Annotated in this window: 11 protein-coding genes; 2 read left to right on the forward strand and 9 right to left on the reverse strand. The window is 65.3% G+C overall.

Annotated features, from left to right (window positions below; genetic code table 11):
- Positions 1-9: 9 nt before the first annotated feature.
- Positions 10-174, forward strand: a complete 165-nt coding sequence (locus tag G5A46_RS02935; protein WP_163847167.1) for a transposase — start codon at positions 10-12, stop codon at positions 172-174.
- A 15-nt stretch (positions 175-189) separates the two neighbouring features.
- On the opposite strand, the gene G5A46_RS02940 is transcribed toward G5A46_RS02935, so the two are convergent.
- The 4 genes from G5A46_RS02940 to G5A46_RS02955 form a co-directional block, all read right to left on the reverse strand.
- Positions 190-924, reverse strand: coding sequence for a DUF1499 domain-containing protein (locus tag G5A46_RS02940; RefSeq protein WP_163847169.1), 735 nt, complete (start codon positions 922-924; stop codon positions 190-192).
- 73 nt (positions 925-997) lie between these two features.
- Complete coding sequence (locus tag G5A46_RS02945; protein WP_163847171.1) at positions 998-2,356, reverse strand: efflux transporter outer membrane subunit; 1,359 nt, start codon at positions 2,354-2,356, stop codon at positions 998-1,000.
- Complete coding sequence (locus tag G5A46_RS02950) at positions 2,353-5,460, reverse strand: efflux RND transporter permease subunit (RefSeq protein ID WP_163847173.1); 3,108 nt, start codon at positions 5,458-5,460, stop codon at positions 2,353-2,355. Before G5A46_RS02950 ends, G5A46_RS02945 begins: the two co-directional genes overlap by 4 nt.
- Before the next feature lie 3 nt (positions 5,461-5,463).
- Entirely contained in the window at positions 5,464-6,651 is a 1,188-nt protein-coding gene (locus G5A46_RS02955; RefSeq protein ID WP_163847174.1) for an efflux RND transporter periplasmic adaptor subunit, read from the reverse strand.
- 77 nt (positions 6,652-6,728) lie between these two features.
- Between G5A46_RS02955 and G5A46_RS02960 the strand changes: the two genes are divergently transcribed.
- Complete coding sequence (locus tag G5A46_RS02960) at positions 6,729-7,316, forward strand: TetR/AcrR family transcriptional regulator (protein ID WP_163847176.1); 588 nt, start codon at positions 6,729-6,731, stop codon at positions 7,314-7,316.
- A 185-nt stretch (positions 7,317-7,501) separates the two neighbouring features.
- On the opposite strand, the gene G5A46_RS02965 is transcribed toward G5A46_RS02960, so the two are convergent.
- The 5 genes from G5A46_RS02965 to G5A46_RS02985 all read right to left on the reverse strand — a co-directional run bounded on the left by G5A46_RS02965 (position 7,502) and on the right by G5A46_RS02985 (position 15,040).
- Positions 7,502-8,035 (reverse strand): hypothetical protein, encoded by a 534-nt coding sequence (locus G5A46_RS02965; protein WP_163847178.1) that lies wholly within the window; start codon positions 8,033-8,035, stop codon positions 7,502-7,504.
- A gap of 7 nt (positions 8,036-8,042) precedes the next feature.
- Positions 8,043-9,041 (reverse strand): YHYH protein, encoded by a 999-nt coding sequence (locus tag G5A46_RS02970; protein ID WP_163847180.1) that lies wholly within the window; start codon positions 9,039-9,041, stop codon positions 8,043-8,045.
- A 278-nt stretch (positions 9,042-9,319) separates the two neighbouring features.
- Entirely contained in the window at positions 9,320-12,751 is a 3,432-nt protein-coding gene (locus G5A46_RS02975; protein ID WP_163847182.1) for a YhaN family protein, read from the reverse strand.
- On the reverse strand, positions 12,751-13,986 hold the full coding sequence (locus G5A46_RS02980) for a metallophosphoesterase family protein (protein WP_204318680.1): 1,236 nt from the start codon (positions 13,984-13,986) through the stop codon (positions 12,751-12,753). Before G5A46_RS02980 ends, G5A46_RS02975 begins: the two co-directional genes overlap by 1 nt.
- 238 nt (positions 13,987-14,224) lie before the next feature.
- Positions 14,225-15,040 carry an alpha/beta fold hydrolase gene (locus G5A46_RS02985; protein WP_163847186.1) on the reverse strand — a complete coding sequence of 272 codons (816 nt, stop codon included), beginning with the start codon at positions 15,038-15,040 and terminating at the stop codon, positions 14,225-14,227.

Consider the following 15,040-nt stretch of genomic DNA (forward strand, 5'->3'; position numbering starts at 1 on the left):
GTCTGTTTCTTGAGCATCGACGACATGCGCCAGATTGCCACCCGGTGGCTCTGGTCCTACAACAACAAGCGTCCCAACTTGGGCAACGGCGGCATGACACCCGCCCAGAAACTGAAGATGGCCGCGTCAAGTCTGACACCAAGCCCCCGCAGAAACGGGGGAATTGCCACCTGAGGTGCCAAATCCAGCTTAGCCGCCGAACCGCTGCTGGAAATCGCGGATGCGCGCGGCGTTCACGCCCTGATCGCTGCGGCCAACCCTGGATACACCGCGCATGTCTACGCGGCTCCCCGCGCCCTTTTCCGTCACCACGACCACGACATCATCGGCAAAATGAAAGACGGGGGTACGGGCGGTTGCCTCGAAACGGCGCCGCGCCGGATCCAATGCGGCGATCTCCCATCCCATGTCCCGCGCCACCGCCAAGGCGCGATCGTAGGCGGCATCGGGAGCCAGCGCCGTGTCCAGCGGGGCAATATCCGGGTAGGCGCTGGCCTGGGCCGCGGCAAGGTCCGGGCCGCCGTAGTCCAGAGTGTTGCGCGCGCCAGCGCGGGTCTCGTCCAGTGCCTCGAATAGGGGCGGATTGGCAGTATCGGTGGAAATGTCGTGGATCGGCGCCGCCCGCTGCTGCGGGTTGAGCATCCCGCCAATCATCGGCGCCAGGCAGGCCAGGCCGACAAGCAGGGCCACACCGCCCAGGAGCACCCCGCCCCGTTCCTTGCGCGCCAGGTGAAGGAGCAGCGCCAACAGACCTACCGCGGCAACGATCATCCCCAGCGGGTTCAGATAGGTCCGATAGAACCCGAAGCCGGTGATCGGCTCCCACAGCCCCAGACGTGCCCCGAACAGCATCAGCACAACGCAAACCGCGCCGATCAAGGCGACCGAGAAAGCGATTTTTCCGGCATGTCGCATCAGTCTCATAGGTCTTGCAAACCCCTTTTGCATTGCGCGGACCAGCCTGGCCCTGCCTCTATATTTTCCGCGATGGCGCGGGTCACGTGCCGCCCTGACCCGTCACGGCCGCGCCGGCCCCCGTGGCGATCTTCAACGTGGCCCAGGCCTGCGCCGCATCATTCACCGCAGAGGCTGCCGAAATCCTGGCAGACGCGGCATTCCGATCCGTTTCCAGCAGGGCCAGCAACGTGATCGCACCATTGCGGTAGTTCTGCTGTGCCAACTCCAGGGCGCGGCCATAATCGCTGGCCGCCTTTCTCAACAGGGTGGCGCGCTGGCGGTAGCGTGACAGGCTGGATTGGGCGACCTGGACATCCTCCACCGCAGAGGCGACGGCGCCGCGCCAATTGATCTCTGCCTGCCTGGCTGCGGACAATTGCGCATCGCGGCTTGCCCTCAACTGTCCCTGGTTGAACACCGGCAGCGACAATTGGGGGCCAAAGCTCCAGCTGTTCGCGCCATCGGTGCGGGCGACCGTTCCGCTCAGCGTCAGCGAGGGATAGAGCGCGGCCTCCGCCACGCCAACCGCAGCCACGGCGGCGGCGAGGTCGGCCTCCGCACTGCGCACATCGGGACGGTTACGCAACAGATCGGCGGGCACCCCGGTGCCTGCGCCGGCCGGAGAAGGCAATTGCGGCGCACCTTTTTGCAGTTCCGCCATGATCGGGCCGGCAGGCTCGTTCAGCAGCGTTGCAATGGCATAGACATTGGCCTCGAATTGAGCCGCATATTGCGGCAGGCTTGCACGTGCCGTGGAAAGAAGCGCCTGCACCTCGGCAAGCTCGTATTCCGTTGCGGCCCCGGCCTCGAACTGGCTGCGGGTGATGTCGACTGTTTCTTCGCGTGCTTTTATCGTCGCACGCGTCAACGCCAGCACCTCCTGATAATATCGCGCGTCGGAATAGGCCGAGAGCAACTCGGCCAGCCAGGCCAGCCTCACGGTCTCGACATCGGCCCGTGCGGCCGCAAGCGAGGCGGCGGCCGCATCACGTTCCCGGCGCAGACCACCGAAGATATCCAGCACCAGAGATGCCCCCAAAGCGGCGCTATCGCTGCGCGTGCTGCCAATGGCCACGTCACCGCCAGAGGTCGTGCGCGACCCGGACAGCGCGCCGTCCGCCGCGGAATTGACCCCTGTCTTGCGCAGTTCTGCCTGTGCCTGCCGGATCGCCTCGCTTGCGGCCATCACGTCAAGGTTCTGTGCCAGTCCGCGCGTCACCAGCCGGGTCAGTGTCGGATCCTTGTACTCCAGCCACCATTTCTGCGTCGCGACTGCGCCTATGGTCTCGGCACTGCCCGCGACAAAGCGGGTCTGAAGGGCCACGTCGGGCCTCTGGTAGTCCGGACCGACCGCACAGCCGGCAACAAGACATGTCAGCAAGAGGTAATGGGGGTTCACTGGGCCGTCTCCCTTCGAGTACGGAATAGTTCGGTTGTCCTGATGACGGCGACGTAGAAGACCGGAACCATCACGATCCCGATCACCGCCGAAAAGACGATCCCGCCAAGCATGCCGGTTCCGATCGATTTCTGCGCATTTGCCCCCGCCCCCGAAGCCAGAACCAACGGCAGGATGCCGAAACCGAATGCCAGCGACGTCATGAGGATCGGACGCAGCCGCAGGCGCGCGGCCGAGGTGGCAGCCTCCAACAGGCTCTTGCCTGCGGCACGCAAAGTCTCCGCGAACTCGACGATCAGGATGGCGTTTCTGGCGGCCAGACCGATCGTGGTCAGCAGCCCAACCTTGAAATAGACGTCGTTGGACTGGCCGAAATACCAGGTCGCCAGCAAGGCGCCCAGGATACCGATCGGAACCGACAGCATCACCGCGAAGGGCACCGCCCAGCTTTCGTACAACGCCGCAAGGCAGAGAAAGACCACCAACGCCGAGATCGCGTAGAGAACGGCCTCCTGGTCGCCCGACAGCCTTTCCTGGTAGCTCAGCCCTGTCCAGGCGGCAGCGTAGGAGCCATCGAGGTCAGCCGTGAGCTGTTCCATCGCCTCCATCGCGTCGCCGGAGCTGACGCCGGCCCCCGCCTCGCCCGAGATCTCCAATGCCCGCGTTCCGCCATAGCGGGCAAGCTGCGGGGTGACCATCTCCCACTCGCGGCTGACGAAAGCCGACACCGGCACCATTTCGGAACTGGAATTGCGCACGTACCAATGGTCGATGTCCTCCGGCTGCATGCGCCAGTCGGACCCGCCCTGCACGATCACCTCGCGCAGGTCGTTGCCAAGCGGGAAGTCGTTCACGTAGGAGCCGGAAAACACCGTGGAAAGCATGGCGTTCACATCCGACAAGGAAACGCCCAGCGCCTCGGCCTTCTGCTGGTCGATCCGCAATTTCAGGGCAGGTTCGGCCGCATCGTCATTGCCGCGCAGGTTGGTGACCTGTCCACTGGCACGCCCGTCCGTCACCAACTGATCGGCAGCGGCGGTCAGGGCCTCCTGCCCCGCGCCGGACTGATCGACCAGGTACACTGTGAAGCCCGAGGAGGTGCCCAGGCCCGGGATCGCGGGGGGCTGGAGCACGAAAATGCTGCCCAGCCGCGACTGGAAGAACCTTTGGTTCGCGCGCACCATCAGGTCGGCCGCATCCTGGTCCGGGCGATCCTCGTAATCCTTGAGGCGGATGAACAGCACACCATAATTCTGGCCTGACCCGCCGAAACTGAAGCCGACATTGGCGAACACGCCGTCAACGATGCCGGTTTCCTCGGTCAGCAGGTACTCTTCGATCTGCGAGATCGTGTATTCCGTCTGCTGCACGGTGGAGCCCTGGGGCAGTTCGACCATGGCCATCAGGACACCCTGGTCCTCGGTCGGCAGGAAGGAACTGGGCAGACGGTCATAGACCCAATAGGCCCCGAACCCGGCCAGCCCCAACAGCAGCAGCATGCGAAAGGGCCGCCGGCAGAGCCGTCCCACCAGCCCGCCGTAGCCACCCGTCAGACGGTCCAGCCCGGCGTTGAACCAGCGCAGAGGTGCCACCGGGGCCTTGGCCTGGCCTCTCTTGAGCAGTTGGCCGCACATCGCCGGGGTAAGGATCAGCGCCACGAAGAGCGACAGCACCATCGCCGAGATGATCGTGACCGAGAATTGCTTGTAGATGACCCCGGTGGAGCCGTCCATGAAGGCCATCGGCAGGAACACCGCCGACAGGACCATGACGATTCCGACCAGCGCGGTAGAGATCTCGCCCATGCTCTTTTCCGTGGCCGCCACCGCGTCCAGCCCGTCTTCTTCCATCACGCGTTCGACATTTTCCACCACGACGATCGCGTCGTCGACCAGAAGCCCGATGGCCAGAACCAGCGCGAACATCGACAGGGTGTTGATCGACATGCCAAAGGCCGACAGCACGCCGAAGGTGCCAAGCAGAACCACCGGAACCGCAATGGTCGGAATGAGCGTCGCGCGCCAGCTTTGCAGGAAGACGAAGATGACCAGGAACACCAGGACCACGGCTTCGATCAACGTCTCGTACACCTGGTCGATAGACGCCTCCACGAAGGGGGAGGTGTCAAAGGGATACTCCACGCTCACGCCCTCGGGCAGGGCCGAGGACAGACCGTCCATGACCTCCCGGACACGCTCCGCGGTATCGACCGCATTGGCCCCGGTGGACAGGTTGACGGCGAAGCCCGCAGCCGGGTGGCCGTCAAAGCGGCTCACACTGCCGTAATCCTCTTCCGCCAATTCGACGGTTGCCACGTCGCGCAGATAGATCGTGGAACCGTCCGTGTCGGTTTTCAACAGGATCGCCTGGAAATCCGCCACCGTCTCCAACTGCGATTGAGCCGACAGTGAGACGGTGAACTGATGCCCCTTGGTCACCGGCTGATCGCCCAGGCTGCCGACGGTGACATTGGTATTCTGTTGCGAGACGGCCGTGGTGACATCCGAAGGGGTCAGCTGATACTGGTACAGGCGCTCCGGGTTCAACCAGATCCGCATCGCGTATTCGGTGCCGAAGACATTGATCGACCCGACCCCATCTGTACGCTGTACCGCATCCTGGATCGTGTTGCTCAGGATGTCGCCAAGTTCGAGCGAGGTATAGCTGTCGTCCTGGCTGACCAGCGCGCCCACCATGAGGATCGAGCTGGTCGAGCGGGTGACGGACACCCCCCGGCTGGTGACTGCATCGGGAAGTTGCGATTCAACCAGTTGCAGCTTGTTCTGCACCTGCACCTGCGCCATGTCGGGGTCGATGGTATCATCAAAGGTGAGCGAGACGCTGGCAGACCCCTCGCTGGACGAAGATGTCATGTAGGTCAGGCCGTCCAGCCCGGTCAGCCCGTCCTCGATGACCGCCGTAACCGAGTTTTCCACCGTCTCCGCCGAGGCCCCGGTGTAGGTCGCGGAAATCCGGACGGTCGTCGGCGCGATATCGGGATACTGGGAAATCGGCAGGCTGCTCATGCTGTAGACGCCCAGCAACATGGTCGCGATGGCAAGCACCCAGGCGAAAACCGGGCGGTGAATGAAGAACGCCGCCATGGATCAATCCTCCACGGCGGAGGTATCGGCATCGCGTGAGATACCGTCTTCATCAATGATCGCTGCCACGGGTGTCACGGCCTGCCCCGGCCGAAGGGTCGACAGCCCGTCCACGATCAGCCGGTCACCGTCGCTCAGCCCTTCGCGGACGATCCATGCGTTTTCATGGCTGCCCTCATCCTCCAGGATGACCTGCCGCGCGGTGCCGTCTTCACCCACGATATAAGCCGTCAGCTTGCCTGAGTTTCCCCGCGTGGCGGCACGCTGGGGAACGAGATACGCCTTCATTGTGCCGATGACGACCTCCCCGCGGACGAACATCCCCGGAATGATGACGTGGTGGGGATTGTCGAACTTGAACCGGATCGTCACCGTGCCGGTCGAGGTGGAAACCGTGGTGCCGGCGGTGACCAGTTGACCTGTCCCGCGATAGACCTCCCCGTTTTCAAGCGTCAAGGTCGCCTTCAGACCTTCGTTCGGTTGCAACGTCCCGTCGGCGAAGCCTTTCCGGACAGAAAGGATGCGCGTGCTTGCTTCCTTGATATCCACGTAGATCGGATCGGCCTGGACGATGGCGGTCAATGCGTCGGACTGCCCGGCTGTCACGAGGTCACCGACGGATACGGTGGCGACATCGGCACGCCCGGCGATCGGGCTTTTCATGGTGGTCCAGGACAATTCTGTCTGCGCATAATCCAGCGCGGCCCTGGCCGCGTCCAGCGTGGCCTTTGCCTCGGCCAGGCTGGCGCGCGCGGCCTCCACTTCGGCCTCGGTGTAGCCACGGCCTGCCAATTGCTCCGCCCGGTCATAGGCCGCCTGCATCACCGGCAGCTGCGCCTCTGCCGTCGCCAGGCTTGCCCGTGCCGAAGCCTCTGCCGCGACATAGGAGGAATCGTCGATGCGGAACAAGGGGTCGCCCACTTCAAGCAGGTGGTCGGGCGTGTAGAGAACCTCCTCCACGACACCGCCCACGCGGGGGCGCACCTCGACCTCTTGAAACGCCACGGCATGTCCCGGCGCGGTCACGACACGGGGAATTTCCTGCAAGCTCATCTCGACAACGCCCACCTCGACGGGGCCCGCCTCGACAGGGCCAGTGGCGCCGGACGGCCCGGGCTGTGCACTTGCCAACGCCGCGCCTCCCGTCAGCACAAGGGCCGCACCAATCACCTTCCAAACACTGCCATTCATCTGTCTCTGATCCTTGACTGTCGGCGATATTTCGTGCCTGATACGCAAACAATGCACACTACGCAACGTTATGAAGAATGACACTTTCGTTACGAGAAAGACGACGGCAGCAAACGGCGCGCGATATCCAGATGGTCACGCTGGAACTGGCGGCGCAGCACGGGCTGGAGAACGTCACCACGGAAGAAATCGCCGCAGCCGCCGGGATCAGCGCGCGCACCTTCTTCAACTATTATACAAACAAGGAAGCCGCCGCGATCGGGGCCCCGCCCGCGTTCCGGGAGGAGGAAAAGGACGCCTTGCGCGAAGGGACAGGGACGCTGGCCGAAGACCTCAAACGGTTCCTGGACCGGCACATGGAAGACCTGTCCGGGGATGAACCCATCCTCAGGATGATTGGCGCGGTCCTTCGGTCCAACGAAAAGGCGCGCGGCATCCTTGAAGGGTTCCTGAACATCGAGCGCATCGCGCTTGCGGAATGCCTGCTCCCGCGTGTGAACGATCGCCAGGCCGCCGCCGCCCTCGCCAGCACTGTCACCGACGTGATCGACAGGACGATCCACTTGTGGGAGCACGAACAAGACCTGTCCCTTGGCGCGGCGCTGGATATCGTCTGGGAGGGCATGATCAGGGCGTCACGACTGCTGGCAGTACCGCCGGAATAGGTTCCGATCTCAGGGAACACCCTTCGGCAGATCCAGAACAGTTGATGGACCGGGGTCGGCATGCCCTGGTTTCGCAGGATTCGCGCGACCGGCGCTGAGCAACGACCGCGAAGCGGCTGAGGCGCGACAAGCCGGTCCATCGCGCGGCACGAGCGCAAGTGATATCAGCCTTGTGCACCGCCAGTTCACTCTCCGGCCGTGGGCAGCACGATGCGCACCACAGAAGAGATCGGGACCCCATCCACGGCCCATTCGCCGTGATCGTTCGCATTCAGGGTAACTTTCACCTCGTTCTCGCCCGGCTGAACAAACTCGGCGGGGAGATGATACCAGTCGGAATAAACCCGCGCGACCTTCACGCCATTGACGTAGATGTGGGCGTGGCCCTCGTTGTCCTGCGGGTCTCGGTTTATGTTGGCTGGAGTGAAGCGGAAATCGCGGACCAGGATCTGGACGTTGTAGCCTCCCATGATGTCCGGGAACATCAGGTGAGTCACGCCGGGCACGGGCAGGTCCGGCGACACTTCGCGGGGCGGGTGCTGATGCGTCATCGCCAAGGCCGGCGCCGCGCCCGGCGCCATGGTCATGTGCGGCGTGTCTGTGCGCGACACCTCCGCCCCCGCGGGTTGCGCAGTCAGGCCCGGATAGCCTGATTGCAACAGCGTCATGAGAACGACGGCGACAGAGGCACCAATAACGAGGTAGGCAATCCTCTCCATTGCGCGCCTACCGGCCGGGCCCCGGCATCGCGGCGCGCAGCGCCTCCTCACTCAGTCCGAGGGCCTGCGCCGCCGCCGCGAAATCCGGCGGCATCGTGGTACCTAGCGCGCGCATCAAATCGTCCTCGCTCACGCCAAGCTCTTCTGCCACGGCCGCGAGATCCGGCCCTTGACCGGGCGCCCCGCCGCCGAAGTTTTCTTCCACCTCGCCATGATAACAATCAATCATGTAGGGCGCTTCGTCGGCTGTCAGATGGTAATGGTATATACCTTCCGCGAATTCCGGCGTCGGACCGAAATGACCGCTGCATTCGTCAAGATCGCCATTGGTGACGATCACGCCCCCCACGTCCTGGTTGGCATAGACCGGAAATCCATCTTCCAACACGCCGATCATCGCGGAATGCGCCCCAGGTTGTGCCGCCGCTTCGGCGATGCAGACCGGAATACCGTGGTAGTGGTAGCTTGTGCCATCCACGAGTGTGTGCCCGTTGCATTCATCCAGAAATGCGACGTGGTCGTGGATCACCTGGTCGTCCTTGGCGACGACCGAACGCTCCATATTCTCGTAATCGTTGAAGATTTGCGCGCCGCTCAGGGCAACGCCGATACGCCCCAACGAGGTTTCGGTCGGCGCCTCCGCAAGGACGGGCTGCGTGGTTATCGTGGTGTCTACCGGTGTTTCCGCGAAATACTCGGACGAGTCGACGACCTTGAAGAAATTCGCCGGCTTGTCCGCAAAAGGCTGGGCGGCCGGGTTCGTGGGGATCAGGTATTTCTCTGCGAACCCGTGGCTGGGGATGCCATCGGATTCAAAACGGAACGTGTTGTCTGCGGGGTTCATCGTGATCGTCACGTTATCCGCCCATGCGGCACCTTCGACGGCCGCCGCAGTATCATTGACCCCGGTCGAGAAAACCTGCGCGCCCAAGGGGGATTGGCTGAAAACAATGGCGGCAACTACGGCGGCGCCCGCGGCCGTCCCGTATAGACCTCTGTTCGACATATCTGTTCTCTCCTTTGGCGCGACAGGCAAACCCCGGTGCGCTGACTGACGCGGAATGATGCCGCGACGACCACCGGACCTTGAACGGCCAGGAAACCGGCCTCCGTCGCTTCGCTTCAAAAGAAATTCGAAAAGGACGTAACCGGGCCTCCGACACGCATGGCGATGTAGCGCCATATTTCTCGCGCACCAGCCATGTCGCCCCCGACGGCACAGCTCCAAAGCCCGCTTCAAGGTGTGCTGCGCCGTCCGGGAGCGACCAGACACGGCGCGCGCGCTCACATCTCGTGGATGACCGGAGGCGTGGTGCAGACGTCGCGGGCGATCTCCACAACGTGACGGTGGTGGGTCAGGTAGATGGCCTGCCCGCGCCCGCCAATGGTTTCCATGACCCGGCAGGCGGCGCTGGTGCGAGCCTCGTCGAAGGTCTCGAAGATATCGTCGCAGAAGAACGGCAGCCGGGTGCCCTGCGCCACCAGCTGTTCCTGCGCCGCTGCGCGCAGCGCCAGGTACAGCTGAAACCGCGTGCCCTTCGACATCTCCGACGCCCGCTTGCTGACCCCGTGTCGATCAACGGCGAGCAGAACTTCGGCCTCCTTGTCCATCTGGGCACTCAGCGATGGGTAGGCCCCCCGCGTGAGGGTCGCAAAGCAGCGTTCCGTCGCGGCCAGCATCCCGCTACGATGGCTGTCGCGGTAGCGCCGGATGGCGTCGGAGGCAAGGCGGTGCCCCAGCGACAGTTCAAGATGGGCCAAGGCGGTCTCCTCCAGCTCCAGCTCCATCGTCGCCTTCCGTTCCACCAACGCGGCAATCCGGGCGTCGCCCTTCACCTCCGCCAGGGCATGTGCGGCGGTCACCCGGTCCTGGATCGCCCGCGTCAGCATCTCCTCTGCATGCGCGAGGTCCGAGGCATTGCTGTCCAGCTGTGCCTCCAAAGCGGCGACCGAGGTGCCGGCCAGTTGCCTCCGCGCCGCCTCGATCTCGGCAATGCCCATCTCCGACAGGACCTGTCGTCTGAGTTTCTCCAGCTTGTCGCGGTTCGCGATCACCTGCTGGGTGCGGGCCACCAACTGGCGCAGGGCGTCGATCTCGCGCGGGGTGGCGGGATCTGGGAACGCGGCGGCGATGGCCTCAACCTCCTGGTCGATGGCCTCCAGCTTCTGCTGGTTCCGGGCTTTCTCCGCCTCGGCGGTTTCGATGGCGGTGTCGCGGGCGCGGCCGGCTTGCCGGGCGGTACGGGCCTCCTCGGTCAGGGCCTTCAGGGCGGCATATGTCTGGGCGGCCGTGGCCTGCGGCTGCTGAGCATGGGCGCGGGCCAGGCTGTCGACCTCTTCGGCGAATTGCGCCTGGTCGACCTGCATCGTCCTGACCCGGCGTTCCGCCGCCGCGCGCGCCTTCTCGTGTTCGCGCAATTCCCGGAGAGGCTCCAGCGAGGCGATCAGATGATCCGGCGCGATCGCCTCGCCCAGCAGTTCCCGGACCCGCGCCCGCCAGGCCGCGTCGGCGGCGGCCTTTTGTGTGTCCGCCTCCGCCTGGCGGGCCGTGCGCCGGGACAGGTCGCGCTGCGCCAATTTCAGGGTCTCCTCCGCTTTGGTGCGGCGGTCGGCCTGCTTTTGCTCTTCCTCCGCATGGCGGCGGGCGCTGGCCAGGGCGCTGGCCAGGTCTGTCGGCGGTACAGGCAGAACCCCCGCAAGCGCCGCGAGCAGATCCTCCGCGCGGTGCAGCGTGGCCCGGTGGGCCTGCTGCGCCTCGCGCAGCGCCATCGCATCCGCAAGAGCCGCCTCGTGCCGGGTCACCCAGTCCAGCCATTCGGCGGCTGTCATGGCGGGCAGCCCGACCAGCCCGGCCGCCGCGCCGACCGCTTCTTCGATGGCCCGGCATTCCCCCCCAAGGGTGGCAAGCTGCGTGTCGGTCTGGGCGGCGCGGGCGTCGGCCTCCGCTTCGGCCAGCGCGATCTCGCGCAGCTGCGCCAGTTCGCGGGACTGGGCCAGGCGCATCTCGACCGCGGTGTCATGCGCCTGCATCGCCGCGTGAAAATCGGTGGCCGTCGCGGTGTCCAGCGCGGCCAGATGTGCCGTCCACCGGGCATCGCGCAGGGCGCGCCGCTGCTGGACCTCGGTGTCCGGGACGATCACCGCCCCTTTGGTCAGCGCCTCCGCCTTGGCGCGTCGCGCCGCCGCATCGCCCCGGTGTTCGTCGCGCTTTTGCGTTGTCGCGCGCAGATCGCGGGTCAGCTCCTGATAACGCTCGGCCCAGGCGCTGGCCTGAAGGCGCGTCGTCGGACAGGCGGGCAGCTTCTCGAAGGTCACCCCTCCATGGGAAAGCGCGGAGAGCGCGCGGTCGGCCGCGCTGCGCGCCGCCGTGATGACCTGCAACGCGGCCGCATGGGCCGGGGCCAGGTGATCCGCGTCGAACCTGTGCAGGACATCCGCAACCCGCCGACCGTCCTGCGCTGGCACGACGTCCTGTAGTGCCTCCTCCGCCATGCGCACCCGCTCGCGCAGCGCCGCAACCTCCTCCGCCTCCGTCTCCGCCAACGAAGTGGCCGCGCGCAGGGCCTCCCGCGCGGTTTCCAGTGTCGCGATATCGGCGCCGGACAGCACCAGCCGAGGCAGCTTTTCGTCCGGCACTGCGATGGCAAGCTCCCGTGCCGCCTGGCGCATCGCATCCTGCGCCACCTTCTGGTCGTCCTGGCGCCGCTCAAGGTCAAGCTGCGCGGTCCGGTCCCGTGCGCCCAGATCCGCGAGGTCGTCCAGCGCGGTCGACAGCGCGATCAGCCCCGGATCGACGGGCGCACGCGCATTCTGCTCCCGAAGGGTGGCAAGCTCTTCGGTCAGGCGCGCGATGTTCTGGCTGGCGACACCGCGATCGCTGCGCAGCTCGATCAGGCGTTCAGGGTCGAAATCCAGTTGTTCGGGAACATCCGAACAGGGCGCGATCGCCGCCTCCAGGTCATGGATTTCAGCCAGCAGCGGCAGGGCGCGTTTCTGCGCCTCCATCCCGGCCTTTGCCGTATTCAGCCCATCGCGATCCCGGCGCGCGCGATCTTCTGCCTCCTGCGCCGTGACCAGCGCGCGTTTCAGCCCCTTCCAGGCGCTGGCGGTCACATCGCGGTCCTTGATCTCGGCCTCCACCTCGGCCAGGGCGCGTTTCAGCTCGGCCATCCGGGTGTTGCGCCCGCGCTTTTTCCACAGCGCATCGGCACGCTCCCGTACGCCATCCAGGACGGTGCTGAGATCGGCCACCCCCGCCGCAGCGGAGAAGAGCAGCCGCCCGATATCCCCTTCGGCATTGGCGATCTCCTCGCCGCCACGTTCGATCGTCTCGTCGTCAAGGCACAGCAGCCGCCGGTAATCCTGCTCCGACAGGCCTGCCAGATGGGCCGACAGGGCCGCTTCGGGCAGGGCGGTGCCGGTCTCGTCGATCAGCGCGCCGCCGCGCTTGGGCAGCCGGGTAAAGCTGCGGGTTGCGCCGTCGATCTCAAGCGTGGCGGAGACTTGCAGATTGTTGCGCGGATGCTTGAAGGCATAGCCCTCGCGCATCGGAAAGCCGTAGAACAGCCGCAACACCGCCTCCATCGTGGTGGTCTTGCCGGCCTCGTTCGGGCCGTAGATGATATGGAAGTCGGGGCCACCGCCTGCCGATCCGAAATCGAAATGCCGGTCGGTGAAATGGCCGAAACGGTCCAGGGACAGGCGTTGAATCCGCATCAGCTGTCGGCCCCCTTCATCTGCGCCAGCACCAGATCGGCACCGGCGCGGGTCAGCCGCGCCACCATCGCGTCGCGGGCCGCCTCGTCCGCAATCAGACGCGCGCGCAGGGCGGCAGGCAGGTCTTGCAGGACGGTTTCCACCTCCTCCAGCGCCTGGGTGGAGAATCCGGGTTCCGCACGGATCGTCGCCATTATGGCCGCCAGTTCATCGGCGGCGCCGCTTGCTTCCGCGCCGGTCTCAGGCGGCAGCAAATCGAACAGCAGCTTGTCGATCCGCAGATCACCGACCGCCCCGGCCAATTCATGCGCCTGTTCAACCCAGACATCGCGGTCTCGCAAGAATTGCCAATGGCGCGCCGGCCGGCCGGTCAAGGTCAGGCGGATCACCCCGACGGGCGCGGCGATCTGCCCGCGCAAGGCGGTCAGCCGACGTTTCAGCATCTCACGCAGGGCCTCGTCGCTCCGCGCTTCGGTCACGTCCAGATCTGCGTGCAGGAATTCAACGACGGAGGTGGCGATTTCGGTCACCGCCACCTGCCCGTCAGCGATAGTCAGCAGGGTTGCCGATTTCGGGCCGGCCTCGCCGATATCGCGCCCTTGCGGGATGCCCGGCATGACCACCCAGGGCCGTTCCGAATGAACCTGCCGCTTGTGGATATGCCCCAGGGCCCAGTAATCGAACCCCATGCCGGTCAGCTCCGCGACACTGCAAGGCGCATAGACATCATGACCGGCTGCCCCGCCCAGAGAGCTGTGCAGCATCGCGATATTCACCGCGCCCGCCACCGGCGCCTTGAAACGGGGCAGCAGGCTGTCGGGCGCGTGGCGATCCGCAAAGCTGACGCCGTGTATCCAGATGTCATCGGTCAGCTGCGCCCGGCCGCCACGGGCATCGAAGACATGCACATTGGAGGGCAAGTCCAGCGTGCCGGTGATCGGGTTCTCCGCGTCGTGGTTGCCCTTGATGTAGAAGACCCGGATCCCCGCCGCGCCCAGCCGGTGCAATTCGGCCATCAGAAAGGCCCCGGTCCGGGCGCTGCGTTCCTTGCCGTCGAACAGATCCCCGGCGATCAGCAGCGCCGCGACCTGTTCTGCAATGGCAAGATCGACAAGCCCGACGAAGGCCGATCGGGAGGCAGCGGCGACCGTCTCGTGCAGCGCGGTATCGCGCAGGGCAAGCGATCTGAGGGGAGAATCGAGGTGAACGTCAGCGGTATGCAGTATTTTGATCAAGATCGGCCCCCCTGGCTGGGCCATAGAAACCAAGAGACCGGACCGTTAACAACAGGAAACTTCCGACCCGCTCCAGGGCGGTTGCCCTGACCGGCAGCGAAGTCCCGGAATTGCGGTTCGGCAAGAGGAGATCACCAGGTCTTCCGCCCTGACCGTTGTCGCGATGTCCCCCGACGCGATCCGAAGGCCCCCGAACGGTGGGGTGGCGGCCCGATGAGCCGGGCCGCCGCAACCGCGCTCAGAGCGAGCCGAGAAAGCGGCGCAGATAGGGGTCGAACTGGTCCGGCACTTCCCAGAACGGCGCATGGCCGATGCCTTCCAGCCGGTAGACCGTGTTTTCCCACAGATTCGCATAAGGCAGGCCCGCGATGAAATCGTTCTGAATGAACACATCGTCTTCGCCATTCACGATGGCCAGCGGCACGGGGCTGTTGATCGCGATCTCCTGCTGGTCGCCGGCCTCGGGAGCCAGCAGGCGGCCAAACATCAACCGCCGCGCGCGCCCGTCGGTACGGGCCACGCAATCCAGCAGGAAGGGTTCGAACGGGGCGTTCTGTCCGCACGTGGAATGCGCGTAGTTCGACACGTCCTGTTCGGTGAACGCCTCCTGACCGGCAAGGTGCATATGCTCACTGGCGCGGAAACCGGCGGCGATGGAATCCTCCGCCCGCGCGACGGGGGGCGTGCCGGAAATCATCAGGCCGGTGATGGCCTTGGTCCGGGCCAGCATCTCCAGACCGATGTGACCGCCCAGCGACCAGCCCAGCACGGCGTAGCGGTCGATGCCCAGCGCGGCCATCAGCTCGATCGCGGCATCGGCATAGCCGGGCATCCAGTAGGTCCGCTCCGGGTCCGGGGCATCGCTGCTTTCGCCATGGCCGGGCAGGTCAAAGGCGATGACCCGGAATTCGGTGCCGATGGCACCGTCCAGCTGGTTGCGGAACACTTGCCGGCAGGAGGAATTGCCGTGGATCATCAGGACCACGGGGCCCTCGGCTTCGGTGTCCGAGGCGGCAATGGTGCCATGGGTGGTCTTGATCGAGTGGGTCTTCAT

It is taken from the genome of Pseudooceanicola aestuarii (genome assembly GCF_010614805.1).
GTDB classification, from domain to species: domain Bacteria; phylum Pseudomonadota; class Alphaproteobacteria; order Rhodobacterales; family Rhodobacteraceae; genus Pseudooceanicola; species Pseudooceanicola aestuarii.